The organism is Shewanella sp. SR44-4 (genome assembly GCF_014163715.1).
Lineage (GTDB): Bacteria > Pseudomonadota > Gammaproteobacteria > Enterobacterales > Shewanellaceae > Shewanella.
This window is the reverse complement of record NZ_JACJDU010000046.1, coordinates 16,655-38,010: the sequence shown is the minus strand read 5'-3', so window position 1 is coordinate 38,010 and position 21,356 is coordinate 16,655. Positions and strand designations below refer to the sequence as shown.

Below are 21,356 nucleotides of genomic sequence, written 5' to 3'. Positions count from 1 at the left end.
CCTTCGGTCTGCTAGTGCGACCTTCGGTCTGCTAGTGCGACCTTCGGTCTGCTGGTATCGCTTCGCTGTTAGGCTGTTGATTTTATAGGATCTAGCCGCGTAGCGTCCTAGTCTCTAGGCTTTTAGTGAGATTATTTTGTGAGATACCAATAAATAAACAAAATAGCGAAGCTAACTAAATACAATAAACCAATCCAAGACAATCCAACCATCACCCGGCCATAACGATGTTTTTTAGCCAAGGTGTCACTGGTCATTAAACGGAAGTTAAGCCAAGCAAAAATAACGGTAGTCATAAAGGCAAGGATCATCACAAATTCAAGCAGCGGTAATAAGGCACCTTTAAAGAATAAAATGAGTAATAAACCCAGCGCGCTGATCCCGAGCATCACCTGGGTTAAATAACTGCGTGTGGACGTGTTGTTAGACAGTAATCGCCAGCCCATATCAAGTGTGCGGCTATAACCATCAATTACCGTCACTGTGGTGCTAAAAATACATAAAAACGCGACTATCCCAATGAGATAGCGGCTTTCATTGCCCATAACTTGGCTATAGAGGGTGATCAATTGCGACGCAAATACCGCGCCAGAGTCAGAAAAACGCTCGCCACTGCCGTGCATCACTAATGCGCCTAACGCTAAAAATACAATCGCCAGTAATGCCGTGGTGACATAGCCTAGATTAAAATCAAAAATAGCCTGCTTGGCGGTTACCGTTTGAGTTTTACGTTTTTCTATTAACCATAATGAGTTCCAAGTACTGACCTCTATCGGAGCAGGCATCCAACCCATCATCGCCACTAAAAAACCGACATACGCCCATTGCCAAGGAGATTCGCCAACCACTTGAGTGCCGAATCCGCTATGACGATTAAAAGCCAATGCCACGGCGACTAAGGTGGTTAACGTAAGAGCCAACATGATAATTTTGGTCATTTTATCAAGTAGTTTGTAGTGGCCGAAAATTAATAATGCTAATGAGCTGACCAATACAATTAGCGCTAATACATCAATCGATAGCGGAATAAATTGGGTTAGCATGGCCGCCGTTAACATACATACCCCCGCCGTACTGGCAATGGCGGCAATAACATTAAGCCCAGTAAACAGCATCAAATACCCGCGGCCTTGCTTTTGATAACCGTGCAATAAACTCTCATCAGTTGCTGCTGTGTAGCGAGCGCCAGCGGCGAAGAAAGGATACTTAACGATATTGACTAATAAAATGAGCCACGCCAGTTGCCAACCAAATTCGGCACCCGCTCGAGTTGAGGCGACTAAGTGAGAAGCGCCAATCGCGGCGGCGGCCATTAAGATCCCTGGTCCTGTGGCTTTAAAAAGTGTGTTAACACGAGATACCCACGGTAAGGCTGATGCAGTTTGTTGATTAAGCATGTTAAAAAAGACCTAGTTTGATTGTTTAGCGGTTAATGATTGTTCAATACGCAAAAGAGTAGCGTTCATTTGTTGTAGATTGTCGAGGATTAATGCATCGGTATTGGGGCGGGCCGATGTGTGGTCTTTCCGTTCAGTGAGTTGTGTTTTTTGTGCCAGTACTTGTGCTCTAAAATCCACTACATTTATGACGCCCGTTAAGTTAATTAACGCCCCAGCACCAGATTGCCCGGCGGTTTCTACGGTAAGTTTATGTATGCCAAACATGCGCATGATGGGGCCTTGGATAAGTGCCATATCGGTGATTTTATCCAATGGAACGGTATTTTCAGTTCGAGTAAACAACCCTTTGCGGACGATGAGTTTTTGCTCAGTTAATTCAGCACTCATGTTATTGATGTAACGTTTTGTCGCCAATAACCCTAGGGGAAACCATAATAATAACAATGGAATACCAACAACACTTAGGCAAAAGACTAAGCTGCCAGACAATAACCAGTACAGACCTAGGTTTGCATGAAAGTGGGCACTAACTAGCGTTTTGTCACTCATCTGACCTCCATATCAAAAGCATTTAAATTCACTTTTTTTAAGTATTTATTCTTGTTTAAGTGGCTGGTTACATTTACATTACGGGCTTGTGTTGACTTTGTTAAGAAATGACTTAACTTAGTTACGTAAGTATAAATCCGCACGAGTTGCGCGTCGTTATAGCTTTAACGGCAGTGTGCAGCAGTCAAGGATGTAAAACAATAAATTAACGTTAAGGATGATCATGAAAAAAACTAACCTACTGCGTAGTGCTTGCGCTATCGCTATATCACTGTCCCTTGCCCCTATCGCATTCGTTTCTCAAGCTGCCGAAGCAGGTGCTGAATCAAAAGTTGAACGAATTGAAGTGACCGGTTCTCGTATCAAACGAACTGATATTGAAGGACCTTCGCCAGTACAATCGTTAAATAAAGACGATATCGCCAACATGGGTTTCGATAACCTACAACAATTGCTTGAGCGTATGCCTGCAAACGGTTCTGGTGCATTTTCTACTCGTGGAAACAGCCAAGACTCTACCGCTAACGGTGGTGCATCAATCAGTTTACGTGGCTTAGGGCCAGATGCCACTTTGGTACTTATCAATGGTCGCCGAGTGGGATCGAGTGCCTTTGCTGAAGGTATTTCGAATTCATTTGTTGATATCAACAATATCCCAGTATCAGCGATTGAGCGCATTGATATTCTTAAAGACGGTGCTTCAGCCATTTATGGTTCTGATGCTATCGCTGGTGTGGTTAACATCATATTAAGAAAAGATATCGAAGGGCTTGAAATTAACCTAGGTTATGGTGATGACAGCGGTACGGGTTATGACGAAACCACAGCCAGCTTAGTGTGGGGCGTAAAAGCCGACAAAGGCAGTGCGTCAATTATTCTTGATTACTTTACTAATGGTACTTTGTCAGCAAGCGATATGGGTCGTTTTGGCACCGCTAACCAATCACCTTACGGCGGTGAAGATTACCGTTCATCACGAGGCTTTCCAGGGTATTTTTATGTTAATGGTGTGAAAACTATCGATCCTGATTGCCCCGCTGAGAATGCCACAGCAAGTGGCAGTTGTTTGTTTGATTACGGTCCATACAATTTAACCATTCCAACGTCTGAGCGTGTTGGTGCTATTGGCCAATTTGATTACATGCTCGGTGAAGATTTAACTGCATTTTTAGAGTTATCTGTACAACATAACACCTCTGAAGCGGGTGGTGCACCAACGCCATTAGATGAAGATGCTGGTTTAACCGTGCCTGGTTCTCATCCTAACAACCCATTTGGGCAAGACATTGATATCGGCCGTTACCGTACGGTTGATGCTGGCGCTCGTCGTTGGGATATCGAATCAGATACTATGCGTATTGTTGCCGGTCTTCGCGGTGTAATAAACGATTGGGACTGGGAAGTATCAGCGCAACGTGGTCGCAGTGAATCAACTCAAACAGGCGATCGTTCACAAGGTTGGGTAAGAACTGATTACTTACAAGCCGAAATTGATGCCGGTAATTACAATCCTTTTGGCGGCACGATTAACTCAGCAGATGTAATTGATCGCATCACTACTAGCCTAGTAAGACAAGGTAAGTCGAGCATCACAGCTTATGATGCGAGTATTTCTGGCCATGCGTTTACTATCGCCGACCGCGATATCATGATGGCTGCAGGTGCAGAGTATCGCGAAGAAAGCGTTAGTGACGTGCCAGATGAGCAGTTCCAGCGCGGTCTGATTTTTGGTACTGAAGCGGTGTCTGCATTTGGTTCACGTGATCAACATGCTGCCTATGTAGAATTATCAATTCCTATTGCAGACAACTTTGAACTGCAGTTAGCGGGTCGTTATGACAGCTACAGTGACTTTGGTTCAACCACTAACCCTAAAATTGCCTTCCAATGGGGCATTAGTGACGAGATAACTGCACGTGGTTCTTGGTCAACTGGTTTCCGTGCACCATCGTTAGCGCAAATAGGCTTAGGTCCATCTGAAAAAAGTGACTTTTTAATTGATAGCTATCGTTGTGAAGCTGATAACGTAGATTGTGAGTTATTGGATTACAACTTTATATTTGCCGGTAACCCTAACCTTAAAGCAGAAGAGTCAGAAACCTGGAATGTGGGCATGATTTGGGCTCCAAGTCAGCAGTTTGATATTGGTGTTGATATGTACAATATCCTCCAAGATCACAAGATTGATTCACTGCAAAACCAGGTTCTTTATGATGAAAATTGTAATGATCAAAACAGTACGGTCTGTTTGCGAAATGCACCGCAAGCAGGTCAGACATTTGGTCCGCTTGATGTGATTAAATCTGGATTCGTCAATATTGGTTCACAAGAAGTTCAAGGTGTGGATTTATCAACTCATTATGGTCTTGAATTAAACCGCTATGGTGACGTTAAGTTTGGTCTAGAGTACAGTTACTTAATCAGCTTTGAAAAAGAAATTGATGGCGAGATCATTGATTACACTGGTGAGTATGAGTATCCACAACACCGCTGGTTAGCGACAACTAACTGGAACATGGATGACTTTGCCGCTAACGTTAACTTAAGTTACATCGGCGAGTTTGAAGATTTCAACGAAACCCGTACCGTTGATGCACAGTTGTTAGTTGATATGTCTGGTTCATATCGTTTCAATGACATGGTTAAGCTATCTGTAGGTGTTAATAACGTGTTTGATGAAGAGCCATCATTTGCGATTGGTGATGGTGATGCTGACCTATATGGTTACGCAATGGGTGTACATAACCCATTAGGCCGTTATATTTATACTAAAGTCACAATGAAGTTCTAATGACAACGTCATAAGATAACAACCGCCACATTCACTTAAGGTGCAATGTGGCTTTTTTTATTCTCATCAACCTCATCATACAAAATGGAGCCAAAATGATTACGTTATACGGAACCCAAAAAAGTCGTGCGCTACGCGTATCTTGGCTTTTAGAAGAGTTAGGTATTGCATGGCAGTTTTATGCTATCGATTTTGCTAATGGTGAACATAAAAGTGACGCATTTTTAGCCCTTAACCCTAGTGGCAAAATGCCAGTACTCACAGAGGGTGATTTTGTGTTAAGCGAATCTGCGGCCATTATGCGTTATTTAGCGGAAAAGTACGGCCAAGGTAAATGGTTGCCAAAACCGGGTACTCAAGAGTCTGCTATCCATGAACGCTGGATGAGTTTTGTCATTAGTGAGCTTGAACAACCGATTTGGAGTATTGCAAAGCATCGTTTTGCGTTGCCAAAAGAACTGCGTGTAGACACTATGTTTACTGTAGCTAAATGGGAGTTTGATCAGGCGACAGCTATTGCAGAAACTTGGATACCGGAGTCTGGGTTTGTATGTGGCAGCGAGCCAATGGTCGCCGATATACTATTAAGCCAAACATTAGGGTGGGCTTTGGGATTCAAGCAAGACATTCCGCCAAAGTTGTCAGCGTATCGTGATAGGCTAAAGCAACGTCCTGCTTTGGCTGCTGCGCTCGCCAAAACAGTAGCACTTGCCGATGTCGCTAAATAACCGTTATTAAAAAGGAAGCCCGAAGCTTCCTTTTAGTGATTGACTGTCAAAATGGAGGTTTTTTATAACTGAGTAGCGGCCCATTTTGCACGGCTTTCTCGGCTTTCGCTCATGCCGTTATCAGCACGATAAGCTTTATAGGCTTCGGCATCGAGCGCGACTAAGCTTACATCCACTTCAAGTACGAGTTTACATTCTTTTTTAATACGCCAAGCTGCGGCATTGTACAATTCAGTTAATGGTAAAGTGCTTAAAAATTCTGGATTGTATTGGGTATATAGCGCTTGAGTCGGATACACCACAAAGGCTAACCGACGCTTAGGCTCTTTTTTAAATAGCTCTTCAATACCGTCAGAGGTGTTGAGCACTTGCATTTCGATAATATCATCGATTTCTAGTAACTTTTTTTGAGCCGGAATCGGTGCTTCTTTCTCGCCAGATTCCCATGCCATCACGTCTTCATTACTGGCTTTAGTGATGCTAGCAACCTGTTCAGTTGTTAGGCCTAAAGACTGACGTAAACATTGAATTTCAATTGCATTTAAACCGGTATTTTTCGACATGATCGTTCTCATTGTTAGTGATAATTTGTTTGATAACCGTTTATTATCTTGCGTTGGGTTAGTTAACTCCAACCTAGGCTAATAAATAAGATTATCGATTAAGCCATACGTCTTCGGCCCAATGCCAAAATGATTCCCATACTTTGTCGCTAAATCGGCCTTTTTTCCAAAACAACACTTGGCTTTCTTCATCAATACAATAAAAGCTATCACCGATTTGGCAAATGGCAATTTGTTCGCGAGGTAATCCAATAGACCAAGCATAACAAGCCACTTCAGGTAAGTAGGTATGTGAAGATGGATCGGCAGCGGTAACAGGTTCAAGCGTGCCATAAATAACATCGCTGCCATACAGTAAGAATTCTTTTAGATCGTTGGGTAAACCAATTAAGATCTGTTCTTCAACTTCTACAAGTTGCTCAAAAGTTGGCAATTCTAACGGCACCGGTACGGTTTCGCTTAATTCTTGTAGTTGTTCAATAATGTCATTCATCGCATTGTCCAGCAGATCGTTTTGTAATGGGCGCGAGTATAGCAGAAGTGATTGTTGCGGATCTTGTTTGGCAAAAAAAAAGCGCTCATATGAGCGCTAAAAGGGTGGAAACTTACTGTGATTAGAAAAACGTTAGGGGTTGTGAGTTATTCATAATAAGGATAGTTATCAGTATTTATGCTACTTGTTGTTGTGAACTATATAAACTTTGACGTTTATAGCTTAACCACGCTTTATGATACTGCTTGTGCGAGTCTTGACGAAGCTTGGCTATCATGGCTTGCTCAATGTCATTTAAGTGTCTAGATGTGGCTTTCGCCTGAGACTCTATCTGTTGGATTTGCTCATAAACATGATGTTCAGGGCCACTTTTTATGTCGGCAATATCATTTAAATGAAATTGTACTTCAACCACCATTTGGCTAACGGGTAATTTCACTAATACATTTAAATCACGATAACCTGACACTTTAGGATGAGAAAAACGATTTTTTAATTGCACAATTTCGGTGTATTGGCTCAACTGTTGGTAACTTGATAGCAAGCTTTTTACGTCATAGGCCACCACACTTGCCCGTGCTATATCGGTTAGTTGGCTGGCGTCGCCATTAAATTTTGTTTGCACTTTTTGAGCGGCACGCTGATAACTTTTGGTCGCAGGAATAATGGTTTTAGTATTACTTGATTGATCAATGAAGTGGAGTAGGTCAATCAGTTCTTGCTGCGCCACTGGTGCCCGAGACATCAGAGCATGCAAGTTATCACTATCTTGTGTCACCAAGTCGCTGTTGTGATCATAAAGCGCCATTAGCTGCTCAATATCATTAGATGATTTTTGGCTGAAGTCAGATGGCTGAGCTAGCTTGGTGTATTTAAGCTCGTTAGGCTGGGCAATAGCACCACGTGTAGACAGTAAAATTAAGAATATAAAGAAGGTACGAAACAGCTTATTCATTGAATAGCTCCAGCATAATGTCTGTTAACCCAATGTACCGCTTTTTGGCTGAATAGGGGCTGAATGAACAAGGTTTAATGATATATATTAACGTGGCTTTGTGTTGTATTTGTTTTTATTATCAATTGGTTAGTTTTTTTTATAAAAAAAGGGCATCTTTCGATGCCCTTTTTTGTGTGTAAATGTGACCTAAGTCAGTCATTCGTCTTGGTGATTACCAAATTTTTACGCGACTAGCAGGCTCAATGTACATTTTGTCGCCTTCTTTCACGTCATAAGTGCTGTAGAACTCAGGCATGTTAGATAACGCACCTAATGCACGGAAATGACCAGGTGAATGCGGATCAGTTGCAACGCGGTTACGCATGGCTTCTTCTTTCATCTTTACACGCCAAATTTGAGTGAAGCCCATGAAGAAACGTTGATCGCCTGTTAAGCCATCAATAACTGGTGCTTCTTTACCGTCAAGTGACATTTTGTAAGCTTTATAGGCGATAGTCACACCTGATAAGTCACCAATGTTCTCGCCTAATGTTAAGCTGCCATTCACGTGTAGGTCGTCAAACACTTGATAACCATTGTACTGAGCGATTAATGCATTGCCTTTTGACTCGAATGCTTTTAAGTCAGCTTCGGTCCACCAGTCACGCATGTTACCTTCGCCATCAAATTTAGCACCTTGGTCATCAAAGCCATGGCCCATTTCGTGGCCAATAACAGCACCAATACCACCATAGTTAACCGCATCATCAGCTTCTAAGTTGAAGAAAGGCGGTTGTAAAATCGCAGCAGGGAACACGATTTCGTTCATGGTTGGGTTGTAGTAAGCGTTAACGGTTTGTGGCGTCATGTGCCACTCGTCTTTGTCAATTGGTTGGCCTAACTTAGCAAGACTTTTGTTATGCTCAACAATCGCTGCACGCTTGGCGTTACCGACTAAATCATCTGCTTTAATGGTTAGTTTGCTGTAGTCATCCCATTTGTTCGGGTAACCAATTTTAGGATTAAACTTAGCCAATTTATCTTTTGCAGCAACTTTAGTATCAGCACTCATCCAATCTAATGAATCAATGCTTGAACTATAAGCGCCACGTAGGTTTTCAACTAACTGTTCCATGCGGGTTTTAGCTTCTGGTGCAAAGTGACGTTTCACATACACTTTACCCACTACTTCGCCTAGCGTGTCACTCACAGTGCTCACGCCACGCTTCCAACGAGGTTCTTGTTCTTCTTGACCATTAAGCGTCTTAGAGAAAAACTCAAAGTTTTCGTTATCTAATGCTTCAGATAAATTGCTGGCATTATGAGTTAATGCCATCCAAGTCATGTAGTTTTTCCAAGTATCAAGGTCGTTATTTTTAAGCACCTCGTTTAAGCCTTGGATATAACTTGGTTGGTTGATAATGATATCTGTTTGCTTGTCGCCGCCAAGCGCCGCTAAATAACCATCCCAGTTAATTTCTGAAGCCAATTCTGGCAAATTCTTAACTTGGTATAGGTTGTATGTTTTAGTACTGTCGCGCGTTTCAACTACGTCCCAATGCTTTTCTGCAATTTGAGTTTCAAGTGCAAGAATGGCTTCAGCGTTGGCTTTTGCATTTGCTAAGCCTGCAAGGTTGTACATTTTCTCAATGTGTTCAACGTAGGCTTTACGGATGTTGACGAAGCGTTCTTCTTGATTAAAGTAGTAATCTTTCTCTGGCAGGCTTAAACCATATTGCCAAATGTGTGTGGCATAACGGCTTGAATCTTTAGCATCAATTTCAACATAGAATGCTAGCGGTGTACCGCCACCGTTTGCTTGGTTTTCACCAAAAAATGCGGTTAATTCTTTTTTATCTTTCAGGGCTGCAATTTTATCCAAATCAGCTTGGATTGGTGCAATACCTAATTTATCAAGCGTTTCAACATCCATGAATGAGCGATATAAATCAGCCACTTTCTGTTCATCTGTGCCATCGGCTAGATTTGGCGTCGCGCTTAAATCTTCAATAATGGCTTTAACGTCATCACGTGCATTTTCACGTAAGTCGTAAAATGCGCCAATGTTGGTACGGTCGCTAGGGATTTCTGCATTTTTCATCCATGTGCCGTTAACATACATATAAAAATCGTCTTGTGGGCGCACTGACTTGTCGATGTTGTCAAACGTGATGCCAGACGTAAGTGCTTTTTCTACTGCAGCAGCAGTAGCTGTTTTTGCGACATCTGCAGCAGGCGTAACGACTGCCTTGTCATCACTACAAGCACTCAAGCCTGCAATTAATGAGGCGCATAGACCGCCAATAACCAATTTTCTCATGTTGTTTCCTTTGCTTGATGTAAAAAGCCCTTCAATGGGGCATTGCGATCAGTGTCGCTTAATTCAGTAATAACCCCTTTATCCAAAGGGAAAAGCTATTACTTTTTATTGTGAATTGTATGTTAAGGCCTTATCCGCCTATAAAACAAGCCGCAAGGAGGCCTTTTTAGCGTGTTTTTTGTGAGGATGTGTAACCAAAAATTACCTTAGCGGTGAAAAATATCGGTGATTGATTTCTATTTAAGCGTGTAAGCAGCATAATAGCGTCAATATTTTTAGATTGAGTAATCATTGTGCGTTTAGACAAATTTATCTGTGAAAGTACCGAACTGACTCGGTCATTGGCCAAGAGAGCCTTGCATCGTGGTGACGTTACCTGTGATGGTGTTGTGGTCAAAAACTCAGGTTTTAAAGTACTACCACAAATGTCGGTGCATTTAGACGGCATATTAATTAGCGTGATTGGCGAGCGTTACATCATGTTAAACAAACCGGTAGACACCATTTGTTCAACCATCGATGAAGAATATCCATCCGTATTGAGTTTGATTGATATTGAGAAAATGGACACTTTGCACATTGCTGGTCGATTAGATGTCGACACCACAGGCTTAGTGTTAATTACCAGCGATGGTCAGTGGTCGCATAAAATCACTTCGCCAAAGAAAGATTGTGGTAAACGCTATTTGGTTGAATTAGCCGAACCTATTGATGACAGTTTAATCCAGGTATTTGCCGATGGTGTTGAGCTGCGCAATGAAGATGAGCTGACCAAGCCTGCTTTGCTCGATATTATTGACTCAACCCATGTGCGATTGACGATTAGCGAAGGTAAGTACCATCAAGTTAAGCGTATGTTTGCCGCGGTGGGTAATAGAGTGGTTAATTTACACCGTGAAGCGGTAGGTGATATCGAGTTAAACACGGACTTAGCCGCAGGTGAATGGCGCTTTTTAACCGATGCTGAAATGAAATCTGTGTAGTCATTATTTGAATATATAAAAGTGCCCGGTTGTCACCATATAATGATTACCGGGCATTTCTTTATCTGCTCATTGCAAATCAATTTCTACTCAATACAAAATCACTTTTTCAATACAGAATCAATTGCGAGCAAAGCGCTCTTTTATAAGCATCGCTTACCCCGAGCTAATGTTATTTTACACTTATTGAGTCAGGCTAATTTTGCCACTAATGGTATTGATGTTGACTTGGCCTGTGCCAGCTTGAGTTTTGAACTGCAACGTTTTGGCTGGTGAGTACTTTTGTTTTAGCGGTTTATCATCGGTTAATTGATTGTCGATTTTTCCACCAGGGCCGCCATCAATCATAAAACTGATGTTAGGCATAGCAGCAAACGTTAGTGCCATATCTCCACTTATGGTTTCGAGTTGAGCTTTGTTTAAATCGGCCCCTAAGGTTAATTGTGCATCGCCACTGATGGTAACAATATTCAACTCAGTGACTTGGTTAACGATTGCGGTTATGTCACCAGACACTTGGTCGACAGACAAATGTGTAAAAGCGCTTTGGCTTTTTAGTTCGCCACTGACTAAGCGCAGCTCAGCCTCGCCTTGGCTATTGCTATCAGTGATATCGCCCGATACTGTTTCGAGGTTAATTTTTCCTGCTAGCTCAGAGGTATTAATATTGCCTGACACCGTGGTGAGTTTAGTATTGCCACTAAGTTGTTGGGCGTTAATGTTGCCGCTGACTAACGCTAACGATATTTGGCCATTTAGCTGTGATAATTGATAACTGGCTGATACTCCCTCGGCATCTAAACCTAGCTGTTTAGGCAGGTAAATGGTCAGTTGTGACCCTTGTTTATTACTGCCCTGATAACTGCGGGGTAATTTATCTTCTACAATAACGCTATTGCCTTTAACCTCAAATATTAAGCCTTGGCTTAACTCATCAAGTTCACCTTTAATCTGAATGCTATTTTTATCCCAACTGACGAGCTCAACGTTACCCCGTTGTATTTTCATGCTGACCGAAGGGTTATCTGTGACCGTTAATTGTTGGTCAACGGCTTCTTTGGCCATTGAGATAAAACTGATACCGATTAACGGCACGATTAACACGTATTTAAGAATGCTCATATTGTATTTCCTTGTGGTGTCCGTTTAGACGTAAATGGGAGCTTTTGGCCTTGCTGCAATAGGGTTATTTGACGTTGCATGATCCAGCGCCATAATTGCCACATTTGTTGATTAGTCGGTTGTTGTTTCAATGCTGCTTGTACTTGTTTTGAGGCGGTATCCAGCTCGGCTAATGCTTGGCTAATATCGCTCTGTATCTGTTGTGGAGCATCAGTTGATGATAATTGCCAACTCACGGTGTATTGGTTTTGATTAAAAACATCCAGTTGGCTCTGATGAGTCATGGCTATTTGATCGACTAGCTCAGCTAATGTTGTCTCAGCTAATGTTGCCTGGGTGTGGGTTGGTGATGTTACTAGGCTTACCTCAGTATTCAATGTCGACCCTGGGGCGGTTGAGGTTATTGTGGCAGTTTGCGGCAGCAATGAATTACCCTCTGGGCGTTGCCAAAGCAGGATGGTCAGCATACAAAAAACTGCAACGCTAGCGGCGATAAGCCAAGGGCGAACCAGATGTTTTTTTTGCTGAGATTGAGGTGGTAACTTAGCTGCAATCGCTGGCCACAAATCGGTTGTAGGTTGCATCTCTAGCGGCAATGACTTGATTAGGCTATCGAGGTCTTGCGGTGACGGGTTCATGCAAGCATCTCCTGTAAAAATTGTTTAGCATTATGGTACTGCGCTTTACTCGTGCCCTCGGCAATGTTGAGTAGGGCGGCAATTTCTTTATGTTGATAACCTTCAATTGCACACAGTACAAATACCATACGAGTCCGTTGAGGTAATTTGGCAATACACTTATCCAATTGGTGATATTCATCAAAGGCAACCGTGGGTATGTCCTGCGGCTCAAGTTGCTCTGTCGGTATAAAGCGTCGCCACCACGATTGTTGTACCTTTAGTTCGTTAATCGCTTGGCGGACGCACAAGCGATGCAACCAGGTGGTAAATTGGCTGTCGCCTCTGAATTGGTCCAATTTATGCCATAAGCGTATAAAACAAGCTTGGGTCATATCGTCAGCAAGATGAGCTTGGCCACTCAATCTAAAGCAAATGGCGTAAACCCGTTTATGATGACGCCGATAGAGTTGCTGGAATGCCTGTTTGCAGCCAGTCACCGCTATTGCGACCAACTGACTGTCGTCAAGTGCCACTAAGTGGCTTAATTGCTCGGTTTTTGACTGATTAATAGTGGCATCCTTAATGTCACAACATATCCAATATGATGGTGTAGTTATTTGACAGCCTCAAGTCGGCAAAAGGTTTATATGAGTGTTTATAAATAATCACTTTTCTTTTAAAAAGTTTAGCTTTATTCATGTTTGCCGATAACTAATTGCTATACTGATGTTGCAAGATTGATCTAAATTCCATGCCAGATCATAAAATAATAACAATAACGTTAAATCTTACTCTTGGGTGGTAGAAAATATGCTTATTCGTTCGAAACTTATTTTAAGTTCGATCATTTCAATCTCCTCAGTACTCGCGATGTTCGGGTTACAAAATTATTCTGAATCAGTCCTGTTGGAATTATCAACCGCATCGAGCAGTATTGTTGAAATTGAAAAAAAAGTGCTTGAATTACGTACTGAAGAAAAGGATTTTCTCCATCGTGCAGATACTGTTTATATTGAAAAATTTAAACATAGCATGAATGATATTTTGGCTTATATGGCTGAAGTACGTGTTGCGCTAGAACATCAAGATATGAATGTTGATGCTTTAGATGATTTTGAAAACAACCTCAATGATTATAAAACGATATTCCATGAGCTCATCGCGCTAAAAGTTGAGATAGGGCTAACTCCCGAGTCAGGTTTATATGGCGATTTGCGTTTGGCAGTTAAAAAAGTCGAAACTGTGCTGAGTGGCAATGCCGATGATGCCCTGCTGGTGGCTATGCTTCAGCTGCGTCGCAGTGAGAAAGACTTTATGCTCCGTCGTGATCCTAAATATGTACAAGCTTTTGATGATGGAATTGGCCGTTTTTTAGCTCAAGTACAACAGTCTACTTTGTCCTTCTCTGACAAAGAGCTATTGAGCGCAGATATTAAAGATTATCGAGTGAATTTTAACAATTTAGTCAATAAAGAAGTGCTATTTGGTCTGTCGGACGAAGACGGTAAAATGGCCGAGTTGCGGGATAAAATTCATCAAACCGATAATGATACCGTTACCCTGCGAGAGGAAACCTTGGCCGAAATTGAACATGGTAAAAATCAGGCTTTCATTATTGGCTTAAGCATATTTTTGTTAATCGCTGCAGTACTGTGTATTTTCACCTATTTAATTATTCGTAGCATTATTAAGCCGGTGCAAGATATTACCTATGTAATTTCTTCAATTGAAAAAAGTAAAGATTTATCAATGCGTTGTGATGAGTCTGGTAATGATGAAATATCGAAAATCGCCTATCACTTCAACCAAATGGTCATGACTTTTCAAGAATTGATTCAACAAGTGGACGAGTCGGTTACTGCAATGAATGAGTCGTGCCAAGAGCTGTCTCGAAATGCTATGACAGCTTCTAAAGGCGTATTACGCCAGCTTAATGAAACCGACATGGTCGCTACAGCCGTTACCGAAATGGGGGCTACCATTGACGAAATTGCCAAGAATACTGAATTGGCGGCCAGTAAGGCTAGTCAAACTCATGAGAACGCTCAATCAGGTCAACAGGGCGTAGAACTCACCGTTCAAAAAATCACCTTGCTAGCGAAGCAATTAGCCGATTCAGCCAGTGTGGTTACCGAGCTTGAACGAGACAGTGTCACTATTGGCAGCGTGCTTGATGTGATTAGGGGTATTGCTGATCAAACAAACTTATTAGCATTAAATGCGGCGATTGAAGCAGCAAGAGCAGGTGAACAAGGTCGTGGTTTTGCGGTTGTTGCCGATGAGGTTCGTACGTTAGCCTTGCGAACACAAACGTCGACTCAAGAAATCTCCAGCATCATTTCAACCTTACAAGCGCGAACTCATTCTATTGTTAACCTTATGCACGAAAGCCAACAACAAGGGCGGGAGAGTGCTGAACAAGCCGCCATCGCTGGTGATGTTTTACGAACCATTACCAATGACGTGACCAATATTATGGACATGAGTACTCAAATAGCTGCGGCAATTGAAGAGCAAAGCATGGTAGCTGCAGAGGTGGGTAAAAACGTGGTAGTTATCCGTGATATTGCCGATGAATCATCGCAAGCAGCGGAAGAGAATGCCGCGGCTTCTGAAGATGTGAGAGTACGAGCCAAAGCACTGCATGAAGCGGTGAGCCAGTTCACAGTGTAATTCGTTGTCATTGCAGAACAGGTTCTAAAACAGGTACTAAAATAGAGACTAAAACAGATAAAAAAATGGCCTAGCAGTAATGCTAGGCCATTTTTTTGTGCTGTTGCTAAACATTCAAGTTAATCAAGCGAATGGTTTAGTTTTTACAGTGTGATGGTGTTAACGCCATCAGGGGTGCCTACTAGTAGTACATCGGCACCGCGGTTAGCAAATAAACCGTTAGTCACTACGCCGACAATGGCGTTGATTTTAGTTTCCATCACTTTAGGGTCTAAAATTTTCATATTGTAGACATCTAAAATAACGTTGCCGTTATCGGTTATTACGCCTTGACGGTAAACGGGGTCGCCACCTAATTTTACCAGCTCACGCGCCACATAAGATCGTGCCATCGGGATGACTTCAACAGGCAACGGAAACTCACCTAAAATGGGCACTTGTTTGGTATTATCTACAATACAAATAAACCGTTTAGCTACCGCCGCGACAATCTTCTCGCGCGTTAATGCAGCTCCGCCACCTTTAATCATATCCATGCGGTCGTTAATCTCATCCGCGCCATCAACATAGACATCAATCAAATCAACACTGTTTAAATCAAATACTTCAATTCCGAGTTCGATGAGTTTTTTCGTTGATGCTTCAGAGCTTGATACCGCACCTTCGATGTCATCTTTCATGGTGGCAAGTGCATCAATGAAGTGATTGACTGTAGAGCCTGTACCTACACCGACGATGGTGTCTTTTTTGACATACTGCAGCGCTGCCCAACCTGCCGCTTTCTTCATTTCATCTTGAGTCATAGCAAATTCTCCATTTTAACAATCAAAAAGTGTTATCTAACAATTGAGTCGATTATAGCGTAAATTACTGAAATACCGTTTGTTGTACATCATAAAATTGGGCATTTTTAAATGCGCTTAATACCCTGATATTGATGTCACTGATAAACTTTTTCTCTAATCTTACGTCCATCACATACGCTTTGACTGTGATGGTTTGTAAAAACTGGCCAAAGTCGTGCTCGTTACCTAAGTTGACAATAATGGGCTTATTTAAAAAGGTATATGGTGAGCATTGCGTTGCTTCTCTGGCCAGCGCGATGGCTTTGTTGTGATCGGCATTCATTGGAATGGTAAAACTCACTACCACCATTTCATCTAAAGCGCCGCTATTTGCATTGGATACTGCAGTTTTTAACGCCTCAGCATTAGGCACCATCACGGTATTATCATCAAAGGTACGCAGCCAAGTTACGCTCCATTCCAGTTTAATGACTTCACCATAATGTCCAGATAACGTTACCATATCACCAACGCGATAAGGCGGGTTGATCATAATAATAAACCCAGCAATCATGTTTTTGGCTGGTTCTTGGGTAGCTAAACCCACCACAATACTGATTGAACCTACCACTGCGAGGATTAAGTTCTCATGTGGATCGATAATGCCAACGATCGAATAAACAATCACACTCAACCACACAAATAAACGCACAAAAGGGTATGACCGATTCCAAATTAAGCGGTATTTAGGCAAGGCTTTATTCAGTTGATTTAAGCAAAATTGGATCAGTACCAATAACAGCCACGCCATTAGACACAGCAGTAAAATACTGATTATTCGGTCAAACGAAATGATCTCTAAAAATGCTTGTAATGCTTTACGGGAATCTTCCATAGTCGCCTCGTTTAATTAAACAACTTATTGTGATTCACCAAATGGCTGGCGACAATTTTACTTAAGGTTGGAGTAATAAAGTAGAAATGCTCGGCAAAATCTTGTTGTGAATATTGCGCAATAATAAGTCCTTGGCGAGCTAAATATTCTAACTGCAAGCTGCTTTGTTCAATCGTAATGACAAAAATATGTGCATGCTGACTCACTCGTAAGCCACCATGAACATAAATTTCTGCTAATGAAAATAGGTCATTGTCTTGGCATTGTTGCAATACAGATGAGTTAATGCGGCAAATATCAATGCCATTATTTGAACGACTATTTGAGCTATTATCCGAACCGATATCGACTTGGTGCGCGAGAGAATACTGTAGCAACAATGATGCTAATTTGGGGTGCCCTTGGCTGATAGTGTACAGCTGTTTTAGCTGGTCTTTATAAGGATTTACAATATCCGCTTGATTATTGTTGGTTTGTTCAGCTTGCTGTGCAGTGTTTTTTTTGGTGTTTTTATCGGCTGCAGTAGCGGTTTCTTTGGTCATCACGTCGTTACTGATTAACCCTAAATCAAGCAGATGCTTTGTTTGTATTGTGGCTAATTCGGTTTCACTGAAATAATCGAGCTGAAAAACATGCTTAATAAAGTGATGAATTTGGTACTGTGCACTTAATCGTTGCCATGCAAATATTTCACAGCTTATGATCCAACAATGATGTTTACGCGTTTCCATCACGATAGTTGCAAAGGTTACCAAGGCTTGATTATTTCCCATCACTCTCAACATCAGCTTGTGCATATCATCTATCATAATTAACTGTGGTGGTTGCTGGTTGATGGCGGCAATCGTTTCGGTGATGGTGTTTGGTGGCGTAATACCAAAACAATAACAAACATGGGCTATCGCGTCATTTGCGCCTAATGGCGCTTGATAAAAACTCATCAATAGCCACTTGGACGGCAACGGTTTTACGTCAGGCATCGGTGCTTTTTTAGTGTCTTCGGCGATAATGGTTTGCAGTAAAGGCGGCAGTTGGCCTAAAAAAGATGATCCTCCAGCTCCAGCAGGCGAGACAATGGCACTGATTTCGCCGTGATGATTACGCCATTGGTTTATCACATCGGTAATTTGCTTGAGTTGTTTTTCTCGGCCAACGAAATCATCACTGGCATAAAGTGACTGATATAGCATCACCTGAGTAATTGGACCCCGACGAGTTTGAAGCGGATATTGGTTGGCGATAGTCTTGAGCGACATCTGCCCTTTTTGCGCTTCATCAGCCTCTGTTTTTAGGGTAGCTTTAGAGGTCAATAAGCTATTGAGCCATGGGTTTAATCGACTAAAAAAACGCAAGTTAATGTCCATCTATACTCTCTTTTTAAACGACTTATTCAATCTTAACATGAAGACAACAAAAAGCGTTATCTGTGCTGAAGCTCATCTTCTTGTGCCCTTTATTCAATAACAAAGACCTCACTAATCGATTGCCAACACTATGACTAAAATAGCTCGCTTGGCGAATGCAGGGTTATCGTTTAGCTGTTTATCACTTAGCTTGAGCCGGATTGAGATGAGTCATTGCGAATGCTTTTGACTCAAACTGCGCCAAATTCACTAAAAACTTACTAATAGTGATTATTTATCTATTGTCGGTCTAATCCTTTATCGTATACTCAGTGGACTTATTAGGTTTATTTTTCAAGTGATGTTAATGAAACTTCGTTTCTTTTTTGCCTGCGCTTTATTATGTTCAACTTCGTTGAGCAGCCCAATGTCTTTTGCAGCACAAGTTGTGCAAATCAAACCTCAACAAGAGTTAGCCTCCGGTAGTGCTATGTTGGTCGACTTAGCCACCAATGAAGTTTTATATTCAAGTAATCCAAATCAACCTGTGCCTATTGCCTCAGTGACCAAGTTAATGGCTGCCATGGTGACATTGGATGCCAAGCTTGCATTAGATGAAAAAATCTCAGTAAAAATTACTGACTCACCTGTGATGCGCAATATTTATTCACGAGTGCGTTTAGGCAGCGTGGTGACTCGTGAAACCATGTTGCTATTAACATTAATGTCGTCAGAAAATCGTGCCGCGACCTCACTTGCACATAATTATCCAGGTGGATTTAAGGCTTTTGTGCGTGCAATGAACGACAAAGCGACCGCACTGGGCATGAGCCAAACCCGTTATGTTGAACCAACAGGCTTGTCACCTGACAATGTATCTAGCGCTAACGATCTCATATTATTGCTTAAAGCCAGTCAAACGTATCCGTTATTAGGCAAGCTGAGCTCGACCACTAAAAAGCACGTTAACTTTGAATCACCACGTTATGCCTTAGATTTTCAAAACACCAATAAACTGGTATTTAAAAACAATTGGAATATTGCATTAACCAAAACGGGCTTTACCAATAAAGCGGGCCATTGTTTAGTGATGTTAACTGAAATGAACAAGCGTAAAGTGGCATTTGTGGTACTGGACTCATTTGGTAAATACACCCACATGGCAGATGCCAACCGATTAAAGAACTGGCTAGAAACCGGGCGTACAACACCGATCCCTGCATCGGCTAAAGCCTATAAAAAACAACGCCAAGCGATTCTGAATAACAGTATTTAACTGCTGAATGACCACAATTAACGCCCATTCACTTTGTTGAATGGGCTTTTTTTATCAATACACTTTTAATATTGGCTTATTAATATCTATAGGTACCATAAAGTACCTGCTGTTTTATCGATTGTTAAAGCCTTACACTAATGGCAATTAAACGGTTGTAAGGTAGCAATATGTTAAACATGGATTTTAGCCAACGAGTGGTGATTAACACTGCCGATCTTGAATGGCAAAATAGCCCCGCAGCGGGCGTATTACGTAAACGCTTAGCGCGTGAAGAAGCAGAGCGTGGTCATGCGACCAGCATTGTAAACTATCAAGCTGGTGCTAAATTTAACTCACACCCTCATCCGTTAGGCGAAGAGATTTTAGTGCTCGACGGGGTGTTTTCTGATGAAACCGGTGACTATCCTGCAGGCACGTATTTGCGTAATCCTGAAGGTTTTGTCCATGCGCCATTTAGCGTAGAAGGTTGTACGTTGTTGGTTAAGCTGCACCAGTTTCAACCTACAGACTCACAACAAGTGGCCATTAATACCAATGAGACAGAATGGTTGCCGGGTCATGGTCAGTTGCAGGTTATGCCGCTACACCAACATGGTACTGAGTCGACTGCATTAGTTAAGTGGCCTGCGGGGACACATTTTCAACCGCACCGTCATTTTGGCGGCGAAGAAATCTATGTTATTAGCGGAGAGTTTATCGATGAACAGGGTCGCTATCCTGCAGGTACGTGGATCCGTAGTCCGCATTTAAGTCAGCATAATCCGTATGTGGAGCAAGACACGGTGATTTTGGTCAAAGTAGGCCATTTGTAATAATCGCTACAAACCCATAAAACGATGGCATTTATTCGTCAGATTCACTATAAAGACTTTATAGACTATTTTAGTAAAGAGTGAATGATGCAAGTGCCTGATAAGTGGGATATGGGAGTCAGAGAGTTAATCCATCAGTTTATTAACCAATATGGTTTTGCGACTGTTGTGTCTAACGATTTAGAGGGCTCGCACTTGCCTTTATTACTCATTGCCTCGGAGGGTGAAAATGGTACCTTGTATGGCCATTTTGCTCGTAGTAATCCGCATTGGAAAAGTGTTGCGGGTACTAGAGTCCTTTGTATTTTCAATGGCCCGCACGCTGATACCAACTCCAACAATTATTTGGCCATTCAGCGGGAATTCAGCACTCTATAGGCAAGTAATAAGATTGCAGGCATAGTTGTTCTACGTCAAAATTTTATTAAGTAGCATAGAGAGTGCTGAAACCCGCCCTGCGGGAGGCTCTCAGGCTTTCCACTTTTTTGTTGCATTGTTTTATAAGGGAACGACCATTCTTTCAACAATGCGCCGCAAACTGAAAAACCTGAGCGACTCTGAAATGTCACATAATTGTTGGAATTGGTATTATCTCACCCACTTGGTATGACTCCTATCCAGCGGTTCCGACTTGGAATTACAGCGTAGTACATGCAAAAGGCATTATTGAATTAACTGATGATGCGACCACCGCACAAGTATTCGAATCTACCATCCAACAATATGAACCTTCATTACTACAAAGTGGTGGATTTATTGCCGATGATTACCAACAAAAACTAGCCAAGGGCATTGTTGGTTTTAAGATTGTCATCGATGAGTTACAAGGTAAGCAAAAATTAGGGCAGCACCGTAACCAAAGTGATCAACAAGGTGTGGTTCAAGGATTATCGCTGTCAAATAGAGCCGATGAAAAACAGCTATTAGCTTATATGATCAGTAATAACATAGGATTAGGCAATAAATAGTGGTTCATCCGCGCAAATGCCGTTAGGATTAGCTCTATAACAACCCCATCAATTTAGTCTGTCATAATCTATTTCAGCATCACTCTTTAAGGATA

The 21,356-nt window shown here is 41.9% G+C and carries 20 protein-coding genes; 8 read left to right on the top strand and 12 right to left on the bottom strand.

Translation table 11 applies throughout. From position 1 onward, the window contains the following. Nucleotides 1-131 precede the first annotated feature (131 nt). Together H5125_RS17735 and H5125_RS17730 are read right to left on the bottom strand one after the other, a co-directional pair. Nucleotides 132-1,397: an NRAMP family divalent metal transporter gene (locus H5125_RS17735; RefSeq protein ID WP_182744898.1), complete on the bottom strand. Its 1,266-nt coding sequence runs from the start codon at nucleotides 1,395-1,397 to the stop codon at nucleotides 132-134. A gap of 12 nt (nucleotides 1,398-1,409) precedes the next feature. Then, nucleotides 1,410-1,949: a PH domain-containing protein gene (locus tag H5125_RS17730; protein WP_182744897.1), complete on the bottom strand. Its 540-nt coding sequence runs from the start codon at nucleotides 1,947-1,949 to the stop codon at nucleotides 1,410-1,412. Nucleotides 1,950-2,172: 223 nt separating this feature from the next. Between H5125_RS17730 and H5125_RS17725 the strand changes: the two genes are divergently transcribed. Both H5125_RS17725 and H5125_RS17720 read left to right on the top strand, forming a co-directional pair. Beyond that, nucleotides 2,173-4,740, top strand: coding sequence for a TonB-dependent receptor (locus H5125_RS17725; protein WP_182744896.1), 2,568 nt, complete (start codon nucleotides 2,173-2,175; stop codon nucleotides 4,738-4,740). A 95-nt stretch (nucleotides 4,741-4,835) separates the two neighbouring features. Further along, on the top strand, nucleotides 4,836-5,468 hold the full coding sequence (locus H5125_RS17720) for a glutathione S-transferase family protein (RefSeq protein ID WP_162022443.1): 633 nt from the start codon (nucleotides 4,836-4,838) through the stop codon (nucleotides 5,466-5,468). 62 nt (nucleotides 5,469-5,530) lie between these two features. Here the strand turns inward: H5125_RS17720 and H5125_RS17715 are convergent, their stop codons facing one another. From H5125_RS17715 to H5125_RS17700, 4 genes are all read right to left on the bottom strand, one after another. After that, nucleotides 5,531-6,031, bottom strand: a complete 501-nt coding sequence (locus tag H5125_RS17715; protein WP_162022444.1) for a DUF4447 family protein — start codon at nucleotides 6,029-6,031, stop codon at nucleotides 5,531-5,533. Nucleotides 6,032-6,122: 91 nt separating this feature from the next. Next, entirely contained in the window at nucleotides 6,123-6,524 is a 402-nt protein-coding gene (locus H5125_RS17710; RefSeq protein ID WP_011636316.1) for an SMI1/KNR4 family protein, read from the bottom strand. 175 nt (nucleotides 6,525-6,699) lie between these two features. Then, nucleotides 6,700-7,479, bottom strand: coding sequence for a GTP pyrophosphokinase (locus tag H5125_RS17705; RefSeq protein ID WP_182744895.1), 780 nt, complete (start codon nucleotides 7,477-7,479; stop codon nucleotides 6,700-6,702). A 214-nt stretch (nucleotides 7,480-7,693) separates the two neighbouring features. Beyond that, a complete protein-coding gene (locus H5125_RS17700; protein WP_182744894.1) occupies nucleotides 7,694-9,781 on the bottom strand; it encodes a M13 family metallopeptidase in 2,088 nt (695 codons plus the stop codon). 293 nt (nucleotides 9,782-10,074) lie between these two features. Between H5125_RS17700 and rsuA the strand changes: the two genes are divergently transcribed. Beyond that, nucleotides 10,075-10,764, top strand: coding sequence for a 16S rRNA pseudouridine(516) synthase RsuA (gene rsuA, locus H5125_RS17695; protein WP_101085902.1), 690 nt, complete (start codon nucleotides 10,075-10,077; stop codon nucleotides 10,762-10,764). Between the two features lie 183 nt (nucleotides 10,765-10,947). On the opposite strand, the gene H5125_RS17690 is transcribed toward rsuA, so the two are convergent. The 3 genes from H5125_RS17690 to H5125_RS17680 are packed head-to-tail and all read right to left on the bottom strand — an operon-like array spanning nucleotide 10,948 to nucleotide 13,039. Next, nucleotides 10,948-11,886, bottom strand: coding sequence for a DUF4097 family beta strand repeat-containing protein (locus tag H5125_RS17690; protein ID WP_182744893.1), 939 nt, complete (start codon nucleotides 11,884-11,886; stop codon nucleotides 10,948-10,950). Continuing rightward, nucleotides 11,883-12,524, bottom strand: a complete 642-nt coding sequence (locus tag H5125_RS17685; RefSeq protein WP_182744892.1) for a hypothetical protein — start codon at nucleotides 12,522-12,524, stop codon at nucleotides 11,883-11,885. Before H5125_RS17685 ends, H5125_RS17690 begins: the two co-directional genes overlap by 4 nt. Beyond that, nucleotides 12,521-13,039 (bottom strand): RNA polymerase sigma factor, encoded by a 519-nt coding sequence (locus tag H5125_RS17680; protein WP_310734197.1) that lies wholly within the window; start codon nucleotides 13,037-13,039, stop codon nucleotides 12,521-12,523. Before H5125_RS17680 ends, H5125_RS17685 begins: the two co-directional genes overlap by 4 nt. 277 nt (nucleotides 13,040-13,316) lie before the next feature. On the opposite strand from H5125_RS17680, the gene H5125_RS17675 reads away from it, so the two are divergent. Continuing rightward, a complete protein-coding gene (locus tag H5125_RS17675; protein ID WP_182744891.1) occupies nucleotides 13,317-15,179 on the top strand; it encodes a methyl-accepting chemotaxis protein in 1,863 nt (620 codons plus the stop codon). Nucleotides 15,180-15,322: 143 nt separating this feature from the next. Here the strand turns inward: H5125_RS17675 and rpiA are convergent, their stop codons facing one another. The 3 genes from rpiA to H5125_RS17660 form a co-directional block, all read right to left on the bottom strand. Continuing rightward, nucleotides 15,323-15,982 (bottom strand): ribose-5-phosphate isomerase RpiA, encoded by a 660-nt coding sequence (gene rpiA / locus H5125_RS17670; protein WP_011636324.1) that lies wholly within the window; start codon nucleotides 15,980-15,982, stop codon nucleotides 15,323-15,325. A 64-nt stretch (nucleotides 15,983-16,046) separates the two neighbouring features. Then, on the bottom strand, nucleotides 16,047-16,859 hold the full coding sequence (locus H5125_RS17665) for a mechanosensitive ion channel family protein (RefSeq protein WP_101085897.1): 813 nt from the start codon (nucleotides 16,857-16,859) through the stop codon (nucleotides 16,047-16,049). Nucleotides 16,860-16,870: 11 nt separating this feature from the next. Then, complete coding sequence (locus tag H5125_RS17660; RefSeq protein ID WP_182744890.1) at nucleotides 16,871-18,223, bottom strand: ATP-binding protein; 1,353 nt, start codon at nucleotides 18,221-18,223, stop codon at nucleotides 16,871-16,873. A 346-nt stretch (nucleotides 18,224-18,569) separates the two neighbouring features. Here H5125_RS17660 and pbpG point away from each other — a divergent pair, with 346 nt between their 5' ends. The 4 genes from pbpG to H5125_RS17640 all read left to right on the top strand — a co-directional run bounded on the left by pbpG (nucleotide 18,570) and on the right by H5125_RS17640 (nucleotide 21,261). Beyond that, entirely contained in the window at nucleotides 18,570-19,478 is a 909-nt protein-coding gene (pbpG, locus tag H5125_RS17655) for a D-alanyl-D-alanine endopeptidase (protein ID WP_101085895.1), read from the top strand. A 170-nt stretch (nucleotides 19,479-19,648) separates the two neighbouring features. After that, nucleotides 19,649-20,293, top strand: a complete 645-nt coding sequence (locus H5125_RS17650) for a cupin domain-containing protein (protein ID WP_182744889.1) — start codon at nucleotides 19,649-19,651, stop codon at nucleotides 20,291-20,293. Between the two features lie 84 nt (nucleotides 20,294-20,377). Then, complete coding sequence (locus H5125_RS17645) at nucleotides 20,378-20,671, top strand: FMN-binding negative transcriptional regulator (protein WP_259395483.1); 294 nt, start codon at nucleotides 20,378-20,380, stop codon at nucleotides 20,669-20,671. Nucleotides 20,672-20,850: 179 nt separating this feature from the next. Beyond that, nucleotides 20,851-21,261 (top strand): FMN-binding negative transcriptional regulator, encoded by a 411-nt coding sequence (locus H5125_RS17640; RefSeq protein WP_259395484.1) that lies wholly within the window; start codon nucleotides 20,851-20,853, stop codon nucleotides 21,259-21,261. Nucleotides 21,262-21,356: the final 95 nt, after the last annotated feature.

Excerpts from the sequence above, each read along its gene's own strand:
- H5125_RS17735 (WP_182744898.1), bottom strand. The coding sequence starts at position 1,397 with ATGCTTAATCAACAAACTGCATCAGCCTTACCGTGGGTATCTCGTGTT.
- H5125_RS17730 (WP_182744897.1), bottom strand. The coding sequence starts at position 1,949 with ATGAGTGACAAAACGCTAGTTAGTGCCCACTTTCATGCAAACCTAGGT.
- H5125_RS17725 (WP_182744896.1), top strand. The coding sequence starts at position 2,173 with ATGAAAAAAACTAACCTACTGCGTAGTGCTTGCGCTATCGCTATATCA.
- H5125_RS17720 (WP_162022443.1), top strand. The coding sequence starts at position 4,836 with ATGATTACGTTATACGGAACCCAAAAAAGTCGTGCGCTACGCGTATCT.
- H5125_RS17715 (WP_162022444.1), bottom strand. The coding sequence starts at position 6,031 with ATGTCGAAAAATACCGGTTTAAATGCAATTGAAATTCAATGTTTACGT.
- H5125_RS17710 (WP_011636316.1), bottom strand. The coding sequence starts at position 6,524 with ATGAATGACATTATTGAACAACTACAAGAATTAAGCGAAACCGTACCG.
- H5125_RS17705 (WP_182744895.1), bottom strand. The coding sequence starts at position 7,479 with ATGAATAAGCTGTTTCGTACCTTCTTTATATTCTTAATTTTACTGTCT.
- H5125_RS17700 (WP_182744894.1), bottom strand. The coding sequence starts at position 9,781 with ATGAGAAAATTGGTTATTGGCGGTCTATGCGCCTCATTAATTGCAGGC.
- H5125_RS17690 (WP_182744893.1), bottom strand. The coding sequence starts at position 11,886 with ATGAGCATTCTTAAATACGTGTTAATCGTGCCGTTAATCGGTATCAGT.
- H5125_RS17685 (WP_182744892.1), bottom strand. The coding sequence starts at position 12,524 with ATGAACCCGTCACCGCAAGACCTCGATAGCCTAATCAAGTCATTGCCG.
- H5125_RS17675 (WP_182744891.1), top strand. The coding sequence starts at position 13,317 with ATGCTTATTCGTTCGAAACTTATTTTAAGTTCGATCATTTCAATCTCC.
- rpiA (WP_011636324.1), bottom strand. The coding sequence starts at position 15,982 with ATGACTCAAGATGAAATGAAGAAAGCGGCAGGTTGGGCAGCGCTGCAG.
- H5125_RS17665 (WP_101085897.1), bottom strand. The coding sequence starts at position 16,859 with ATGGAAGATTCCCGTAAAGCATTACAAGCATTTTTAGAGATCATTTCG.
- H5125_RS17660 (WP_182744890.1), bottom strand. The coding sequence starts at position 18,223 with ATGGACATTAACTTGCGTTTTTTTAGTCGATTAAACCCATGGCTCAAT.
- pbpG (WP_101085895.1), top strand. The coding sequence starts at position 18,570 with ATGAAACTTCGTTTCTTTTTTGCCTGCGCTTTATTATGTTCAACTTCG.
- H5125_RS17650 (WP_182744889.1), top strand. The coding sequence starts at position 19,649 with ATGTTAAACATGGATTTTAGCCAACGAGTGGTGATTAACACTGCCGAT.
- H5125_RS17645 (WP_259395483.1), top strand. The coding sequence starts at position 20,378 with ATGATGCAAGTGCCTGATAAGTGGGATATGGGAGTCAGAGAGTTAATC.